Below are 16,495 nucleotides of genomic sequence, written 5' to 3'. Positions count from 1 at the left end.
GGGGCGCACGATCAGTGCGCCCGCGCAGCCTTGACCGCTGACTCCACCGTCCCGCCGAAGAAGACGGCGGCGATGATGATCAGCAGGCCGTAATCGTGTCCGGGGAAGACCAGCGGCACGCCCGCCGCCAGGATGATCAGCGCCGGAAACAGGCTGGCCCAGACGGCGGTCGAGGCGGCGTGAGGATGGATCATCGGCGGACGCTGCATTCCCATCCGCCTGGCCATCATGCCGTTCAGCGGCACGAAAGCCGCGGGCACGACGAGAGCGATCACCAGATATTTGATCAGTTGGCCCGGCGCGCCGAACAGGGTCGCCGTGGCGATCAGCAGGATCAGCGGAATGGCCGTGGCGACGGCCAGCAGCAGGTTGGGCTCGATACGCTTCAAGACTTCACTTTCACATAGGCGCCGGGCGCCGGTTCGATAGGCTTCAGCGGCCCGGTTTCAGGATCGCGAGCAGAGATTTTCTCGCCCGACTTCGCGCCCAGCCAGTCCGCCCAGTGCGACCACCAACTGCCTGGATGCAACTGCGCCTCCGCTTGCCATTCCTCAAGGGTTTCGGGAAGGGCGGCGTTGACCCAGTGCTGATACTTGTTGGCAGACGGCGGGTTGATGACCCCGGCGATGTGGCCCGATCCGGCCAGCGTATAGGTCACCGGCCCGCCGAACAGCCGCGCCGAGCGATAGACCGAGTTCATCGGTGCGATGTGGTCCTCGCGGCTGGCCTGGAAGTAGAGGGGGATGCGGACCTTCGACAGGTCGATGGCCTCGCCGTCGATCTTCAGTTCGCCCTTCGCCAGGGCGTTCTGGCCGTACATCAGGCGCAGGTATTGCAGGTGAAGCCGCTTGGGCATCCGCGTCTGGTCGGCGTTCCACGCCAGAAGGTCGAAGGCGGGCGGCGCCTTGCCCATCAGATAGTTGGACACGAAGAAGGACCAGATCAGGTCATTGGCGCGCAAGGCGTTGAAGGTGTCGGCCATCGCCGTGCCGGGCAGGACGCCGCCCGCCTCGTCCATCAGCCGCTCGATCTCGGCCAGCCAGTGCTCGTCGGTGAACAGCAGCAGGTCGCCCGCCTCGGCGAAGTCGTGCTGGGCCGCGAAGAAGGTGGCGGAGGCGACGCGGTCGTCCCCCTTGGCCGCCATGTGCGCCAGGGTGGCGCCCAGCATGGTGCCGCCGATGCAGTAGCCGACGGCGTTCAGATGTTTCTGGTCGGTCTGCTCCAGCGTCTTCTCGACGGCGCGATAGACGCCCTTCTTCATATAGTCGTCGAGGCCGAACTCAGCCTTGTCGCGGTCCGGGTTGACCCACGAGCAGACGAAGACGGTGAAGCCCTGCGCGCTCAGCCAGCGGATCAGGGAATTCGCCGGCTGCAGGTCCATGATGTAGAATTTGTTGATCCACGGCGGGAAGATCAGCAGCGGAATGGCGTGCTGCTGATCCGTCGCGGCGTCGTACTGGATCAGCTCGAACAGCTCGTCGCGCCAGACGACCTGACCCGGCGCCGTGGCGACGTTTTCGCCCAGGACGAAGCGGCCATAATCGGCCTGACTGATCTTCAGCGACCCGGCGCCGCGCTCCAGATCGGCGGCGAAGTTCTGCATCCCGCGCACCAGGGATTCGCCGCTGGTCTCGGCCAAGGCCTTCAGCGCCACAGGGTTCGACGCCAGGAAGTTGGCGGGCGAGAAGGCGTCGGTCAGCAGGCGGGTGAAGAACTCGGCGCGGCGTTTCACGCGCGGGTCCACATCCTCGACGCTGGAGACCAGGCTGTTCATCCAGTCCGAGGTGGCCAGATAGGACTGGCGCATCATGTCGAACATGGGGTTCTCGGACCACGCCGGGTCGCGGAACCGCTTGTCGGACGGGGCGGGGCTGTCGACCGTCTCACCCATCGCCCGGCGGGTCGTGGTCGACCACAGCTCCATATAGCGGCCGAACAGGTCGGCCTGGGCCTGAAACAGCTTTTCGGGGCGGGCGGCCAGACTGGTCATGACCGAGGACATGGCCGGGGCCACATTGAACGGGTCGGGCGACAGGGCGGCGGGACGGTCGGCCTGCGATAGAGCCGCCTCGGCCACCGCCGTCTGAGCCATCATCGCCGCCTTGGCGAGGTTCAACGACAGGGTTTCCAACTGCTGACGCTGTTCGGTGCTGAAGGCCATGAAGTCGGGCGCGGAGGAGGGGGCTTCGTCCTGCGGCGTCGGTTCCGGGGCGGGCGCCGGTTGCGGCTGTTCAGGCGGTGCAGCGGCCTTCCTGGCGCGCGGCTTGGCTGAGGTCGGGCGGCCAGCCTTGCGCGGCGCGGGCGCCTCGGCGGGCGCTGTCTGCTGGAGCGGGGCCTTGGTCGGGCGCTTGGCCATGGCGAATCTCCGTTGGGGACGAGCGAATGCGCGCGCCTTCCTCCCGACGCGATGATGGCATATGTCAGTAACGGAAATGAACGCGCTTATGCTGAAAAAGACGGGATGGACGGCGGCCTGGGGGGCGACCCTCGGTTCAGCGCTGATTTTGGGCGGCTGCGTCGGGGCTTTCGAGCCGAAAACCGACCCGACCTCGCCGTTGGCGCCCCGCATCCAGCAATTGGTGGACGAGAATCGCCAATATCCGCGCTGGGCCGATTTCCCGCGCAGCAGTACGCCCTTGCCGCCGCCGACTGAAATCGCCGCCGATGTGGGACGCCTGCAAGGCCGCAGCGCTGCTCTGACGGCCGAGATGGCCCGTATCGACTGGACGCTGAACAGCGACCCAGCCGCGTTTCTCGCCGAGATCAATCGTCGCCTGGACGCCAGCCAGATGTCGCCCCAGACGCTGAAGACGGCGCAGGAGGTCGAAGCCTACGCCGAGGAGTTGCGCCGGCGCGCCACGCCGCCGCCGCCTATCGACCGCCCGCGTTTCTGAGGCGCACGACCGCCTTGGACGCAGCCGCGATTTAGGAGGCATGAGGCGCGCAGATCGCGTCCAGTCTCGAATCCCGCGATCCTGAACGCTTCGGCCGCAGGGCCGTCGCTCGAATCTGCTGCAAAGGTCCGCATGGCCCGTTCTGTCTTCATCGCCGCTTTTTTCGTCGGACGGACCTTCTGATGGCGGACGGTTACGGCGCGTCCGCCTTTCTGGGCGTCAGCCGCTCTCTGTCGGGGCGGGCGTGGCGGCAGCGTCCGGCCGAAGCGGCGACGACCCGCGCCCATATGCAGGCGCTGGGGCTGGACGAGGTGATGGCCCGCGCCCTGTCGGCGCGCGGCGTGGCGGCGGATCAGGGCGCAGACTTCCTGAAACCGACGCTGAAGGCGCTGTTTCCCGATCCGTCCAGCTTCATGGACATGGACGCCGCAGCCGCCGCGATCGTCGATGCCTTGCAGGGCGACGCCAGCATCCACGTCTTCGCCGATTACGATGTGGACGGGGCGTCCAGCGCGGCCCTGCTGGTCCGCTGGTTCCGGGCGCTGGGCGCCGACCTGCCGATCTATGTGCCGGATCGCCTGACCGAGGGTTACGGCCCCAGCGCGCGGGCCTTTGACACGCTGAAGGCGCGCGGCGCCGATCTGGTCATTACCGTCGACTGCGGCGCGGCGGCCAATGAGGCGGTGGCCCATGCGGCGGCCATCGGCCTGAAGGTCGTGGTCATCGACCACCACATGATGCGCGAAGAACCGCCCGCCTGCCTCGCTGTGGTCAATCCGAACCGGCCGGGCTGCGGCTCGGGGCAGGGCAATCTGGCGGCGGCGGGCGTGGTCTTCGTCCTGCTGGCGGCGCTGAACCGCGAGGCGCGCGGGCGCGGTCTTTTTGAGGACAGGGCCGAGCCTGATATCCGTCAATGGCTGGATTTGACCGCCATGGGCGCCATCTGCGACGTGACGGGCCTGACCGGCTTCAACCGCGCCCTGACCAGTCTGGGGCTGGGGGTCATGTCGCACTGGCGCAATCCGGGTCTGCGCGCCCTGCTGGCGGCTGCGGGCGCCGAGCCGGGACCGGCCAAGACCAACCACGCGGGCTTCATCCTAGGACCGCGTATCAATGCGGGCGGTCGGATCGGCAAGTCGGATCTGGGCGCGCGCCTGTTGTCTACCGATGATCCCGATGAAGCGCGCATGCTGGCGCAGGAGCTGGACGCCCTGAACCTGGCCCGACGCGAGGTCGAGGCCGAAGTCACGGAACAGGCTGTCCGCCGCGTCGAGGCGACGGGCGCCCATGCCGACGACAGCGCCGCCGTAGTTGTCAGCGGCGAAGACTGGCACCCCGGCGTGGTCGGCATTGTCGCCGGGCGCCTGCGCGAACGCTGGAGGAAGCCGGTCATCGTCATCGGCGTCGACGCCATCAACGGCGTGGGCAAGGGCTCGGGTCGGTCACAGCCGGGCATGAATCTGGGCCGAGCGGTGCAGGCGGCGTGGAACGAGGGGCTGCTGATCGCGGGCGGCGGTCACGCCATGGCGGCGGGGCTGACGATCGCGGCCGACCGCATCGACGAACTGCGCGCCTTCCTCAACGACCGCCTGTCGGCCGAACGCGTTGAGGCGGTGGCTCAGGACTGGGTCGAGATCGACGCCCTGATCGATCCGCGCGCCGCCACCCGCGATCTGTTCGATGCGTTCGAGCAACTGGCGCCCTATGGTCCCGCCAACCCCGAATCCCTGTTCGCGCTGGAAGGGGTGCAGGCGCGCGAGCCGGTCGCCATGAACGGCGGCCATGTTCGGTGCCGTCTGGTCGGGCCGGACGGCGCCTCGGTGCGGGCCATCGCTTGGCGCTGCGCCGATCTGCCGATGGGCAAGGCGCTGCTGGCGGGGCAGGGCGGGTTGAACCTGGCGGGCCGCTTGAAAGCCGACGATTGGAACGGCCGTCGCGGCGTGCAGTTCGAGATCGAGGACGTCGCCGATCCGCGCATGGTCTGAAACCGTCAGCCTTGGCCGTGAAACGACGCAGGTCTTTGAAAAAGTCGCATAAATCCGCTTCGCCGAGCTTGCCATAGGCGGAATCGGCGGCTATCTACACGGTCCTCCGCGCAGCGGTCCCTTCGTCTATCGGTTAGGACGCCAGGTTTTCAACCTGGAAAGAGGGGTTCGATTCCCCTAGGGACTGCCACGCGGAGTTTATCTCCCCTGACAATTCAAGCTGTTTCACCGCCGTGATTTCGCGCGTCTGCGTACTTGTTTCGTACGCGCCGATCCGCGCCGGACGGTCGACTTGCCGTTTTTTTGAAAAAGCGCGCAGCAGCCTCTTGCGTCGTCGAAAAGGGACGGCTATCAGGCCGCTCCTCCGCGCAGCGGTCCCTTCGTCTATCGGTTAGGACGTCAGGTTTTCAACCTGAAAAGAGGGGTTCGATTCCCCTAGGGACTGCCACGCGGAGTTTTATCTCCCCCCGACATCGTCAAAATCCTTCAGCGCGTCATTGCAACGCGCAGTTGCGCGCCGCCTTGCGTTCTTGACAATAATGTGGCGTAAAATGGGCAGCGAGATTGCCAATCTTGGTGTACCCGTGTTATGGTGACTGTCCCGGTGTGTTCGGGCGGGGGTGTTAGGTGATGAGTTTCGAAGAGAGCGATACGCTTGAGACCGTAAAGGTCGCGGGCACGGTCAAATGGTTTGACGCGGGCAAGGGATACGGCTTCATCGTTCCTGACGATCCGGCTCTGACTGAATCTCGTGATGTCCTGCTTCATGTCACCAGCCTGCGCCAGGCCGGGCACGAACTGGCGGGTGAGGGCGCGGCCATCACCTGCGAATGCGCCAAGCGGACCAAGGGCTGGCAGGTTGTGACGGTCATTGATCTGGATGCGGCCGTGGCGGCGCCTGTGACGCGCCGGGAAAGCATCCGGCCCTCGTCCATTGGTCAGGCTTTCTCTGCTGACACGCCGTTGGAAGCGGCTGTGGTCAAATGGTTCAATCGCACCAAGGGCTATGGATTCGTGGTGCGTGACGGCCAGGATGGCGATATCTTCGTTCACGTCGAGACGCTGCGACGCTGCGGCCTGGACGACCTGCTGCCGGGCGATCCGGTCAGCGTTCGCTTCGCCGAAGGTCCCAAGGGCCTCGTGGTGGCTGATATCAGACCGGGCGGCTGAGTTCGTCCGTAAGGGACGATGATGATGAACCTTACTCGCCGTTTGGCTCTGGGGGCGGCCCTGGGGATCGCCGTGACGGCTTCGGCCTGCGCGCGCACCGGGCCGATGGATGGCGCAGGGCAACCGCTTGAGGCCCTGTCCATCGTTACATCGACGGGCGAGCACAAATTCATGGTGGAAATCGCGGACGACGACGCCGAGCGCGCGCGCGGCCTGATGTTCCGCCCGCCGCTGGAAGACGATCGCGGAATGCTGTTCCAGTTTCCGGCGGCGTCCGAGCAGAGCTTCTGGATGAAGAACACGCCCAGTTCGCTGGACATCCTCTACATCGATCCGCGCGGCCGCATCGTCTCCATCGCCAGCCACACGACGCCGAACTCAGAGGCGCCCATTCCCTCGAACGGCGCAGCCAACGGGGTGCTGGAACTGCGTGCGGGACGGGCGGACGAGATCGGCGCCAAGCCGGGCGACACGGTGAAACACCCTTTCTTTCGCCCTTGACCGACTAAGGCGCCGCTTAGGCCGTTGCGGCGTCGCCGCCGACGTGCCATGAGAGCGCTCCGTCGGTCCGGGGTGTGGCGCAGCCTGGTAGCGCATCTGGTTTGGGACCAGAGGGTCGGAGGTTCGAATCCTCTCGCCCCGACCACGGTTTAAGCCCTTTTGGGCTGGATGAGTTTTACACGCGTCCACGCGCGCAAGCGCTGACTCTCAATCGGTTTTCTCGATCGGCGCTGGTTTTGGTTTCCCCAAAACAGACCCTTTCAACTTCAGCTATGGGTAGTTAGCCGACGTTGCCTGCGGTCTCGCATAGTAACTTGTCTGGCAGCCGCACCCGCAAAGCTCCTCGCGAGCCGATAAACATGTGGGCGTTCCAAGTGACCTCTACCTCATAGCTAGAGGCCCCATTTAGAATGAGTGCTTCTGGGCGGTTCGGGGTTGCAGGACACTGGAAGTGGGCAACAACGCGTTTGTCTTTCTCTTCAGTCGCCGTGCTTGATATCGGTTCGTCCGCCAAAATTCTAACTTGCGTGCCCGGGTTAACCAGCTCAATCGAGGCGCGACTGAAGAAATCGCGGCCTTGGAGCATGTCGAATAAGCGATCGGAAACGTCGAGCGTTATCATCACGTTTCTACTTGAATGAGCAACACTTTCGACTCGCGCGACGACAGGTTCGCTCACACATCCAGCGGTCCATAGGATTGCAGTGATGGCAGTCGTGTGTCTGATCATTCCACCCGACAGTATCGACCCGAAGTGAATGTCCGCAAAGGGTTGTGAAGCGAAGTTCGCTCGGGCCTGTAAGACGGGCTTCGCGATCCATAGGGACGATGACGCGGCTTCACTTATCGCCGCATCGCTCTGACCCACATTACGTCGAGGCGTAGCCGCCGTTGATGGCGTAGGAGAAGCCGATCGGCAGGGCGGCGCGGAACTGGGTGAAGAAGGCTGCCAGTTCGCCAAGCGTCGAGCGCGGAACGAAGATGATGTCGCCGCGACGTAAGGGTAGAATTTCGCCGCGCGGCGCGCGCAGGTCCAGCACTTTCAGCATGCGCAGATCGCCCGGTCCGCGTCGGATCAGGGCGCAGTTGCGGGCGTTGGAGGTCGGCAGGGCGCCGCCCGCCATGATCAGGGCCTGATAGGCGTCGATCTGGCCGGGCATGTCGAACATGCCGGGATTGCGGACCTCGCCGTCGATCCAGACCTTGAGCGGACCGGCCTGGCGCAGCGTCACCTCGACCTCGGGGCGCAGCAGGTGAGGGGCGTAACCGGCCGAGATGTCGCCCTCAAGCTCCGACAGGCTGCGCTCGGCGGCGGTCACATGTCCGACGAGCGGCAGCGAGACCCGTCCATCCGGGCCGATCTTCAACTGGCGAGTCAGTTCGGTCGCGGTGGGCAGGGCGACCTCGATCTCGTCTCCGGCGTAGAGGCGGTATTCAGGTTCGATATCGGTCCACGGCGCAAAGGGCAGGTCACGCGGCAGGTCCGCCACCGTCTGGGGCCGGGGCAGGGCGGCTGACCCGCCGTTGCGACCGCCGGCCGCGCAGCCGGTCAGGCCAGCGCCCAGCGCCAGAAGAAGCAGGCGGCGATCAAAGTCCATGAGCGGCCGGGTCCGATCGATTGCGAAACTGAAGTTCCTCCAAGTTGACGCCTTATGGGTAACGGCCGGTTAACGCCAACGCTTCAAGGTGTCCCGGTCTGACACTGGTGGATAATCCGGCCCGTATGCGTTCGCACGTCACAGCAACTCGTCCCCGGTACGGCGTCATGGACGTCGTGGCCCTGCTGTTCCGGGAGCTGCTGTTGATGATCGTCATCTTTGCGGTGCTCTTCGGCATCGGCGCTGCTGTCGTGATGACGATGAAGAAGACCTACACGGCTGGAGCCAGCCTGTTTGTCGGCGTGGGCCAGGAATATGTCTACCAGCCGCGCGTCGGTCTGGGCGAGCGGGCTATGCCCCCTTCGGCCGCCGAGGTGGCTCAGTCCGAAGCCGCCATTCTGAACAGTCTGGAGGTCAAGCGTCGCGTGGTGCGCGCCCTGGGCGTCGAGAGCTTCCAGAGCCCCGATGCGCCCCCGCCCGCTGATCCGGCCCGCCGCGAGGCCTCGGCGGTTCGCGCGGTCGCCAGCGGTCTGGGCGTCGAGGTGACGCCGCTGAGCCCGGTGATCGGCCTGAGCTACAAGAGCGATGATCCGGCCAAGTCGGCGCGGGTCCTGAACACGGTCATTGACCAGTATCTGACCTATCGCCGCGAGGTCTTCCAGGACCGCGCGACGGCGGCGATCCGCACTCAGCGCCAGACGTTCGAAGATGAGCTGGGCGACGCTGACCGCGCTTATGAAGACTTCCTGCGCACCAATAACATCGGCGATTTCGCCACGGCTCGGGCGACGGTCGCCAGCACCTATCAGTCGATCTTCACCGAGCGGATGGGCGTTCAGGCTCAACTGCAACAGGCGTCGCAGCGCCTGTCGACCCTCGTCAGCCAGTTGTCGCGGACACCGTCGGAGGTGGCCCTGTACAAGGATCTGAACGTCTCGGCTCAGGACCTGATCCTACAACTGCGCACCGAGCGTGAGAGCCTGCTGGCCCGCTATCAGGCCGACGCCCAGCCGGTGCGCGAGATCGACGCCAAGATCGCCCAGCTTCAGACCTATGTCGGCACCGGCACGGCGGTCGGCGCCAAGGAGGTCCGCACGGGACCGAACCCGATCTGGGTCGAGCTGGAGACCACCCGCATCAACGCTCAGGCCGAGAGGGACTCGCTGGCGGCGCGGTTGGCCGTGCTGGATCGGCAACTGTCGGACCTGCGCGCGCGTCAGTCGCGCCTGACCGAACTGGAGTCGCGCAACTCGACACTGGCGGGCAACCGCGAGGTGCTGACCGCCTCGATCCGCGAGTTCCAGCAGCGCGAAACCCAGAGCCGCGCCGACAATGAACTGGTCAAGGCGGGCGCCGACAACGTCACGGTCATCGAGCGCGCCCAGCCGCCGTCGAAGGGCAAGAGCCTGAAGGCGCCGCTGATGATCGCCGTCTTCCTGTTCGCCGGCTTCACCGCCCTGTGCGTCGGCCTGCTGCGGGTGCTGCTGCGGCCGGGATTCGCCATGCCCGCGACCCTGAGCCGTACCCTCAATGCGCCGGTGCTGGCCGTGGCGCCGGCCAAGAGCGCCTGAGCGCGTATGACGCTGGTACGCGGCGATGACCGGCGGACGGCTCGTGCTAGGTTGCGCCAAATGGCGCGCGCGTAACCGATTCGCATGGTCGATCTGACGACAGAGATGGCTGGCCTGTGGGCTGCGCTGGGGCCGGCCCCGGCGCATCGCGGCCGCGTGATCCTGTTCGCCGCCGCGACATCGGGCGAAGGCGTCTCGACGGTGGCGCGAGAGTTCGCCCGTATGGCCGCCGTGCGTGGACGCCGTCCGGTTTGGCTGATCGACGGCGACCTGTCGCAGCAGGGACAGATGGATCAGATCGCCGCCGAGCCGGACCGGTTCGGGCGCCTGGGGTCGTCTGTGCGGGCGTCGCCGGACGGATCGGCCTTCTACGCCGTGTCGCCGCCGTTGCGTGGCCGTGACGGCAAGCCCGCTGCGCCGGGACGCATCCTGACGGCCAAGGCCTGTCTGGGAGGGCGGCTGTATGTCACCCGCTTCCATATGGAGCTGCTGCGTGCAGGCCAGCGGGTCGAGGCGGTCGATGATCCGCGCTATTGGACCCGGCTGCGGGCGCATGCCGACACCGTGGTGATCGACGCCCCGGCGGCGGACCGTAGCGACATGGCCCTGACGCTGGCGCCGCTGGCGGACTCAACGGTGATGGTGGTGGCGGCGGACAGCACTGGCGCGGCCGCGCCTGCCGCCCTGCGCGAGGAGATCGACGCCGCCGGGGGCCGTGTCGCGGGTCTGGTGATGAACCGCTCGACCTGGAGTCCGCCCAAACTGCTGAAGCGGTTCTTCAGCTAGACCGGCTCAACCGGTTCAGGCGGTCCAGCTCGCTCTGGCCATAGAAGCGCGGCTCGAACCCCTTCATCCACATGATCTTGCCTAGACCGCGCGCGGCGCGGTCGGCCATCTGGGCGCGGCTGGCGCGGCCCATAATGGTCAGGGCGAGGGCTGCTGCGCCCCAGACCAGCGTCTGGACCACGCCGATGGCCATCCAACGGCCTACGCCCAACCAGTCGCGCGCTTCGGCGGCTGTCTGACTGGGGCCCTGACCATAGGCGAAGGCGCGGGTCAGGGCGTAGCGCAGGGTGGCCCGATGCGGGGGAGCGAACTCGTCCACCCAGGCGTCGGCCACCCAGCCGAACCGGCCGCCGCGCGCCTTCAAGGCGGCGAACAGGACATCGTCCTCTCCGCCGATCTGATCCGATCCGACGTGGAAGGGCGCTTCGCCGGGCAGGGCGGTGGCGCGCACCAGAAGAGAGTTGCCGCAGCCGTAGGGCTCGTCGATCAACTGATCGCCTTCAGGTCCTTCGCGACCGAAGAAGCTTTCCAGATAGGACGTCGCCCAGCCGGTTTCTTCTGGCACGCGCCCCCGGATCGGGCCGAACACGGCGTCGGCGCCGGTCGCTGCCTGACCGCGCAACAGGGCGGCCAACCAGCCGGGGCTGGCGGCCTCGTCATCGTCGAGAAAGGCGATCAGCGGCGCCTGCGTGGCGGAAAGGCCTGTGTTGCGCGCGGTGGCGACGCCGGGGCGGGGCGCGTGGGTCCAGATCAGCGGGACCGGCGATTCGCCCTTCAACGCCTCGACCGTCGCGCGGGCGCTGGCCTCGGGGTCGTTGTCGGCGACGACGATTTCGCGCAGGCGGCTCTCGGCGCCCTGTTGCGCAAAGACCGAGCGCAGGGCGCGGGTCAGCTCATCCGGGCGACGCAGGGTCGGAATGACGACGGCGACGTCAGGGCTGCTCATATCGCCTCTGCATAGAGGGCGGCGCGATACAGCCGCAGGCTGAGGCCGCGTACGGCGGGGGGCAGCAGGCCGATGCGCGCCGCCTGTTTGAACAGCGGCCGGATCAGACGCAGACCGGGCACGGCCTTCAGCTTCTTCGCCACGCGATAGCTGGGATAGGCGGCGACGAAGTCAGGGTGGCGGGCGGCCACACGGGCGAAGTTGGGCGCCGATTGCTCATATTTGGCGGCGAGGGCCTCGACCGTGTCCAGACCCATGTGGGTGGCCGGATTGTCGATGTGCGTGACCGTGAACCGGCGCGAGACGCGCATGGCCCATTCGACGTCCTCCCAGCCCCAGCCGCTGAAACCGGCGTCGAAGCTCTCGGTGTCGAACACGTCCCGGCGCACCAGAAGGTTGGAGGTGAAGACGTATTTTTCCGGCTGCAGCGCCCTCTGATCGGCGGAGATGCAGTCGGAGCGCGCGGCCATCTGCCGATGGACGGCGAAGCGCGCGTCGGTCGGCGCCTGAAGCAGGGAGAACCCGCCGAACGCCACGGCCGGGTCATCCTTTATGGCCAGATCGACCCAGTCGCTGAGGAAGCGCGGATGATCGGGGCGCATGTCGCTGTCCAGGAACAGCAGGAAGCGGCCGCGCGCGGCCTCGGCCAGGCGGTTGCGCCCTTTTGAGCGCCCCTCGTTGGCGTTCAGGGTGATCAGTCGGGCAGGCAGGGACAGGGCGTTGATCAGGGCGGTGAGGCGCGCGGTCAGGGCCGGGTCCGCTGTGCCGTCGTCGAGAATGATCAACTCGGCGCGCTCTGCGACGGCATGAGCCTCGCGGTCCAGCATCCGCAGCAGCACTGACGGATCGTCGCGCAGGAAGGGCATCAGCACCGACAGGACGGGCGTCGCCGCCGCCCATGCCGTGTTGTCGTGAACCGAGACGCTCATGCCGCCGCCTTTCGCGCCTGCAGGAAGCCGCGCAGGCGACGCAGCAGGTCGCGCACGCCCGCGGCGTTCAGGGCGTAGGCGACGACGCCGTACACGGCTACGCCTACGGCGGCGTCCATCATGAGTTCCGCGAAACCTCCGATCGGCGGCAGCAACAGCACGGCGGCGGCCATGACGGCGGCCGCCAGGCCGCAGCGCGCCAGCGCGTTCCACGGCACGGGCAGCGGCAGGATGCGGCGGCCGATGGTCATGGAGGCGCTCAGGCCCAGTGCAAAGCTGATCGCTGTCGCCCAGGCCGCGCCCATGACGCCGAAGCGCGGGATCAACAGGATATTCAGGATGATGTTGCTGCCCGCCGGAATGCTCATGGCGAGCAACAGCCAGCCGGTGCGGCGGCCCAGCGTGAAAGCCTGTCCGAAATAATAGGTCGTCATGCCCGACAGGAAGGCGCCCAGCGCGACCCACGGCGTGACGGAGGCGGCGACCGTGCGCAGGTCTTCGCCGATCATGAACTCGGCCAGCGGCCGCGCGACCAGGGCTACGCCCACGGCGGCGGGCAGGCCGATCAGCACCAGGGTCGAGGCTTGTTCTCGCGCGGCGGCCTGAAGGTCTGCGCGCCCGCCGCGCTCCAGCGCCATGACGAGGGCGGGAGCGCCCGCAGCGCCCAGCCAGACGAACATCACGTCCAGCGTCCGGTTGGCGATGCTGTAGGCGGCGTGATAGGCGCCGACCGCCGCCTCGTTCATGAACAGGGCCAGCAGGAAGCGGTCCGTCGAGGCCAGCACCACGGTCAGCCCCAGACCGACGGCGATGGGATAGCCATAGACGGCGTAGGCTTTCAGCCTTTGGCGATCCAGCCGTCCGCGCCTGGCCTCGCGCAGTTCGGCGGGAAGGATGAAGGGCAGGGCGGCCAGCGGCGCCAGCAGCATACCCGCCAGCGGGGCCTCAGCCCCCAGCCCCAGCAGGGCCAGGCCGACGCCGAAGATTAGTCCGGCGACCGCGCTCCAGATATCGATCGCGGCGGCAGGGCCGACATTCCCCGCCGCGCGGAACCGTTCCTGCGCCAGCTTCAGGAAGCAGCGCACCGGCACGCCCGCCAACGCCACCGCCAGGGGCAGGCGGAAACTGTCCGGCATTGGCCACAGCCACACCAGCAGGCCGACGACGGGCACGAAGACGGCGGTGATCAGAAAGGCGGCGCGATACAGGCTGGCGAAATGTCCGGCCATCTGCGCTTCATCGGATTGCGCCGCCCAGAAGCGGGCCATTGAGGCTTCCAGCCAGCTGAACGTCGCCACATGAGCCAGGGTCAGCACCGAATAGGCCAGGGCGTAGCGGCCGAAGTCCTCGGGCGACAGCAGGCGCGTAAAGATGATGATGGTCAGAAACCCGACCACGCCTTGCACGATATTGGCCGGCAGGTAGCCGAAAACCCCTCGCCAGAACATCAGCGGACAGCCATCCGGTCGCCCAGGAGAACGGGAACGGTCACGGCGATGATCCACAGATCCAGCCAGAAGGACTGGCGCTCGATGTATTCGATATCGAGCTGCACGCGGCGGCGCACCTCGTCGGCCGTATGCAGCGGCCCGCGCGAGCCTTGAATGGCGGCCCAGCCGGTCATGCCCGGCTTGATGCGGTGACGGTGAGCGTATTCAGCGACCAGACGCGCCGACTCGGCGTCTCCGGTCTTCATGCCGATGGCGTGCGGACGCGGCCCCACCAGCGACATCTCGCCGCGCAGCACATTCACCAACTGCGGCAGTTCATCCAGACTGGTGGCGCGCAGAAACCTGCCAAGGCGCGTCACGCGGTCGTCGCCGGCGGTCACCTGGCGGCTGGCGGTGGCGTCGGAGGCTTCCTGACGCATGGTGCGGAACTTCCACACTACGATCTCTTCCTGGTTGAAGCCGTGGCGGCGCTGGCGGAACAGGGCCGGGCCCTTGCTGTCCAGCCGCACGGCCAGGCCGATCAGGAACAGAACCGGGCTGAGCGCGACCAGAGCCAGCGCCGACAGGATGATGTCGAGGATCCGCTTGTTGAACGCGCGCCGCTCGCCGTCCACTGCGCCGCCCAGCAGGGGCAGGGAGGCCGAGGCCAGCTTCTCCAGCGCTTCATTGCGTTGGGCGGCGCCCTTGGGGTCGACCAGAAGCGTCAGCGGGATAGGCAGGACTTCCAGCCGGCGCGTCAGGGCGCGAACCCGCTCTTCGGCCTTGGGGTCGATGGCCAGGATGACGCGGTCGATATAGGGCGTCAGTCGATGGTCCAGCAGGGCGTCGGCGCCGCCCAGAACCGGCACTCCAGCCAGGGCGTCAGGCGTACGGGCCAGGCGGTCGTCGAAGACGCCCAGAATGTTCAGGTCGCGCCGATCCAGCGCCTCGCGGATCAGGGATTCGGCATGACGCGTGGCGCCGACCACGACGACATTGGGAGTCAGGTCGCCGCGGTTTCTCCATTGAGCCACCAGCATCCGCCAGATGGTGTGCAGGCCGGTCACCACCACCGTGGACGCAATCGCCCACCAGCCGTATTCGGCCACGGGCGTTTCGCCGGGCAGGACCAGCCCCAGCGCGCAGGCGATGGCTCCGCCCAGGGCGGCCACGACAGCGACCCCCGCCAGATGGCGCGCCGGCGCCCGGCTGCTGTCAAAACGATACAGGCCCAGCGAGCGCATCAGGCCCAGGGTGACCAGTGCGCCGATCAGGATCGGCAGGGCCTGGAGCAGGGTGACCTTCGTCAAACCGCCTGGGTTCAGCCGGTCGATGGCCATGAAGCACAGGAAGGAAGAGGCGACGATGTCCATGCCTCGGAAATAGAAGACGCGCCGCCGCGCGGCCGCGCGTTGACGGGTGTTCAGCCAGACTTCTGGGCGCAGCGGCCCGCGCCGCGTCCGCCCGGTCGGCCCTGTCGGCGCCGCGGCGCGCGATTCGGTCGTCGCGGCGCGAGATGCGCGCGCGCCATCCGTCGCGGATGCCAGGGTGTCAGCAGGGGTGATGGCCAATTCTCTTTCCCGAAATCGAGCAAAATGGGACGATAATCCCCTCTCACATGCCACTCTTATGCCGGGTTAACACAAAGGGTGTCAGTTCCGCATTGCGAAGCGTCGCGCGACTCGCTATCCACGCGGCCTGCCGGAGACGTGGCCGAGTGGCTGAAGGCAACGGTTTGCTAAATCGTCGTACCCTGTAAGGGGTACCGAGGGTTCGAATCCCTCCGTCTCCGCCAGAACCATTCACCTTCACAAATGATGACGCAGCCTTAGCCTTCCTTGGAGGGAGCGGCTTTGGCGTCGGTAGGGCGGCGCACGGCGACGCCGTGCTGGCGCAGGATGCGACGCGCGACTTCGGGCGCGCCGATCATGGGCAGAGGCTGGCCAAAACGCTCGCGCCACAGTTGATCGAGGCGAACTTCCTCGGGAGTGAGTAGGCGGGTCATTGAGGAGTCCTTGTTACGCAGACTCTTTGCTTTTAGGCCGTCCCGCCGGGCGCGAACGCAAACTCATGTAACCTGAGCCATATGTGATGGAACCCACACCTTGGAATGCATTCGGGGGCGAGCTTCCCTAGGGTGATCTTGGCGCCGCGCGGCGCGCGGGTTAGGCCTGTGGCTCAACTTCTCAACGGGAGAGACGCATATGGCCGATCTGGCCCTCGCCACCGACAAGATCCGCGCCGCCGTCGGCGAAAACTCGGGTCTGGGCAAGACCGTGAAGCTGGACTTCGGCGATGACGGCAAGATCTTCATCGACGGCTCCTCGGCTCCGAACACCGTCAGCAACGACGACAAGCCGGCCGACGCCACAGTCTCGATCAAGTGGGACGATTTCGTCGCCCTGGCCGAAGGTCGCCTGGATCCGATGATGGCCTTCATGCAGGGCAAGCTGAAAATCGCCGGCGACATGATGATCGCCCAGAAGCTGGCGCCGCTGCTCAAGGGCTGACGACGGGCTTAAGGTCTGATGATCAACGGCGCAGCTCCGACGGGGCCGCGCCGTTTTCATTTGTGCGGGGCTGTCGCAACTCTGGCTATCGCGCCTGATCAGGCGGATTTTTATGATGGTGATGGACGGAGGGCGAACTGAAGTCTCCATCGACGATGTCGCCCAGATAAAGGTT

General features: G+C 66.6%; 16 protein-coding genes and 4 tRNA genes. 11 read left to right on the top strand and 9 right to left on the bottom strand.

What is annotated here, in order from left to right; genetic code table 11:
• Nucleotides 1-11: 11 nt before the first annotated feature.
• On the bottom strand, nt 12-389 hold the full coding sequence (locus RSD66_RS10355; protein ID WP_415287625.1) for a hypothetical protein: 378 nt from the start codon (nt 387-389) through the stop codon (nt 12-14).
• Nucleotides 386-2,356, bottom strand: coding sequence for a class I poly(R)-hydroxyalkanoic acid synthase (phaC, locus tag RSD66_RS10350; RefSeq protein ID WP_415287623.1), 1,971 nt, complete (start codon nt 2,354-2,356; stop codon nt 386-388). Before phaC ends, RSD66_RS10355 begins: the two co-directional genes overlap by 4 nt.
• Before the next feature lie 88 nt (nt 2,357-2,444).
• Here phaC and RSD66_RS10345 point away from each other — a divergent pair, with 88 nt between their 5' ends.
• The 7 genes from RSD66_RS10345 to RSD66_RS10315 all read left to right on the top strand — a co-directional run bounded on the left by RSD66_RS10345 (nt 2,445) and on the right by RSD66_RS10315 (nt 6,695).
• Entirely contained in the window at nt 2,445-2,894 is a 450-nt protein-coding gene (locus RSD66_RS10345; protein WP_346523272.1) for a hypothetical protein, read from the top strand.
• Nucleotides 2,895-3,076: 182 nt separating this feature from the next.
• Nucleotides 3,077-4,879, top strand: a complete 1,803-nt coding sequence (recJ, locus tag RSD66_RS10340) for a single-stranded-DNA-specific exonuclease RecJ (RefSeq protein WP_415287622.1) — start codon at nt 3,077-3,079, stop codon at nt 4,877-4,879.
• A 115-nt stretch (nt 4,880-4,994) separates the two neighbouring features.
• Nucleotides 4,995-5,069 (top strand) — tRNA-Glu (locus tag RSD66_RS10335).
• 183 nt (nt 5,070-5,252) lie between these two features.
• A tRNA-Glu gene (locus RSD66_RS10330) sits at nt 5,253-5,327 on the top strand.
• A 182-nt stretch (nt 5,328-5,509) separates the two neighbouring features.
• Complete coding sequence (locus RSD66_RS10325; protein ID WP_303718325.1) at nt 5,510-6,049, top strand: cold-shock protein; 540 nt, start codon at nt 5,510-5,512, stop codon at nt 6,047-6,049.
• Nucleotides 6,050-6,070: 21 nt separating this feature from the next.
• On the top strand, nt 6,071-6,550 hold the full coding sequence (locus RSD66_RS10320; RefSeq protein ID WP_415287621.1) for a DUF192 domain-containing protein: 480 nt from the start codon (nt 6,071-6,073) through the stop codon (nt 6,548-6,550).
• A 68-nt stretch (nt 6,551-6,618) separates the two neighbouring features.
• Nucleotides 6,619-6,695 (top strand) — tRNA-Pro (locus RSD66_RS10315).
• 135 nt (nt 6,696-6,830) lie between these two features.
• On the opposite strand, the gene RSD66_RS10310 is transcribed toward RSD66_RS10315, so the two are convergent.
• Nucleotides 6,831-7,229, bottom strand: coding sequence for a hypothetical protein (locus RSD66_RS10310; RefSeq protein ID WP_415287620.1), 399 nt, complete (start codon nt 7,227-7,229; stop codon nt 6,831-6,833).
• Nucleotides 7,230-7,419: 190 nt separating this feature from the next.
• A complete protein-coding gene (locus RSD66_RS10305; RefSeq protein WP_415287619.1) occupies nt 7,420-8,148 on the bottom strand; it encodes a polysaccharide biosynthesis/export family protein in 729 nt (242 codons plus the stop codon).
• Nucleotides 8,149-8,273: 125 nt separating this feature from the next.
• On the opposite strand from RSD66_RS10305, the gene RSD66_RS10300 reads away from it, so the two are divergent.
• Both RSD66_RS10300 and RSD66_RS10295 read left to right on the top strand, forming a co-directional pair.
• The gene (locus tag RSD66_RS10300) at nt 8,274-9,719 is read left to right on the top strand and encodes a GumC family protein (protein WP_024354155.1); all 1,446 of its coding nucleotides are present in this window, start codon (nt 8,274-8,276) and stop codon (nt 9,717-9,719) included.
• Nucleotides 9,720-9,803: 84 nt separating this feature from the next.
• Nucleotides 9,804-10,505 carry a hfsB gene (locus RSD66_RS10295; protein ID WP_415287618.1) on the top strand — a complete coding sequence of 234 codons (702 nt, stop codon included), beginning with the start codon at nt 9,804-9,806 and terminating at the stop codon, nt 10,503-10,505.
• Here the strand turns inward: RSD66_RS10295 and RSD66_RS10290 are convergent.
• Genes RSD66_RS10290 through RSD66_RS10275 form a run of 4 tightly spaced genes read right to left on the bottom strand, consistent with a single transcriptional unit; the run spans nt 10,498 to nt 15,381 of the window.
• On the bottom strand, nt 10,498-11,451 hold the full coding sequence (locus RSD66_RS10290; protein WP_415287617.1) for a glycosyltransferase: 954 nt from the start codon (nt 11,449-11,451) through the stop codon (nt 10,498-10,500). The two genes, RSD66_RS10295 and RSD66_RS10290, sit on opposite strands and share 8 nt — an antisense overlap.
• Nucleotides 11,448-12,380 (bottom strand): glycosyltransferase family 2 protein, encoded by a 933-nt coding sequence (locus RSD66_RS10285; protein WP_415287615.1) that lies wholly within the window; start codon nt 12,378-12,380, stop codon nt 11,448-11,450. The genes RSD66_RS10290 and RSD66_RS10285 overlap by 4 nt, the downstream gene beginning before the upstream one ends.
• Complete coding sequence (locus tag RSD66_RS10280) at nt 12,377-13,828, bottom strand: lipopolysaccharide biosynthesis protein (protein WP_119412217.1); 1,452 nt, start codon at nt 13,826-13,828, stop codon at nt 12,377-12,379. The genes RSD66_RS10285 and RSD66_RS10280 overlap by 4 nt, the downstream gene beginning before the upstream one ends.
• The gene (locus RSD66_RS10275; RefSeq protein WP_415287614.1) at nt 13,828-15,381 is read right to left on the bottom strand and encodes an exopolysaccharide biosynthesis polyprenyl glycosylphosphotransferase; all 1,554 of its coding nucleotides are present in this window, start codon (nt 15,379-15,381) and stop codon (nt 13,828-13,830) included. Before RSD66_RS10275 ends, RSD66_RS10280 begins: the two co-directional genes overlap by 1 nt.
• Before the next feature lie 132 nt (nt 15,382-15,513).
• On the opposite strand from RSD66_RS10275, the gene RSD66_RS10270 reads away from it, so the two are divergent.
• Nucleotides 15,514-15,605: transfer RNA gene (locus RSD66_RS10270), tRNA-Ser, on the top strand.
• A 33-nt stretch (nt 15,606-15,638) separates the two neighbouring features.
• Here RSD66_RS10270 and RSD66_RS10265 read toward each other — a convergent pair.
• Nucleotides 15,639-15,815 (bottom strand): hypothetical protein, encoded by a 177-nt coding sequence (locus RSD66_RS10265; RefSeq protein WP_169469200.1) that lies wholly within the window; start codon nt 15,813-15,815, stop codon nt 15,639-15,641.
• A 199-nt stretch (nt 15,816-16,014) separates the two neighbouring features.
• Between RSD66_RS10265 and RSD66_RS10260 the strand changes: the two genes are divergently transcribed.
• Entirely contained in the window at nt 16,015-16,320 is a 306-nt protein-coding gene (locus tag RSD66_RS10260; protein WP_415287613.1) for an SCP2 sterol-binding domain-containing protein, read from the top strand.
• The last annotated feature ends 175 nt before the right edge of the window (nt 16,321-16,495 follow it).

Origin of the sequence: Brevundimonas sp. S1H14 (genome assembly GCF_047716865.1) — a bacterium.
Lineage (GTDB): Bacteria > Pseudomonadota > Alphaproteobacteria > Caulobacterales > Caulobacteraceae > Brevundimonas > Brevundimonas naejangsanensis.
The sequence above is the reverse complement of the archived record's forward strand: the minus strand, read 5'-3'. Positions and strand labels throughout refer to the sequence as shown.